The 235-nt window shown below is 75.3% G+C and carries 1 protein-coding gene; it reads left to right on the top strand.

Annotated elements, in window-relative coordinates:
- Nucleotides 1-22 precede the first annotated feature (22 nt).
- The coding region (locus VR45_RS41855) for a hypothetical protein (protein ID WP_159394582.1) at nt 23-235 on the top strand (213 nt) is incomplete at its 3' end.

The following is a 235-nucleotide window of genomic DNA, read 5'->3' as shown; positions in this document are numbered from 1 at the left end:
ACTGGAGATGATCGTGCGGCGGATGCCCCGGCACCGGCACGTCGACCTCGACCCCGGGGCCGCAGCGCTCACACGGCGCGTGGTCCGCTACCGGCTCGCCAAGGACGAGCTCTCCCCGGCGGAGGAGGCGGACCTGCTGAACGCGCTGGCCTCGCGGTACATCGACGCCGGTCTGCTCGACGCGGCGGAGGCGCCGGCCCGGGAGGTCGTCGAGCTGCGCCGGGGGCTCGTCACC

Source organism: Streptomyces sp. NRRL S-495 (assembly GCF_000966955.1).
Lineage (GTDB): Bacteria > Actinomycetota > Actinomycetes > Streptomycetales > Streptomycetaceae > Kitasatospora > Kitasatospora purpeofusca.
Note: the sequence above shows the minus strand (reverse complement) of the source record. Positions and strands in the feature narration are given on the sequence as shown.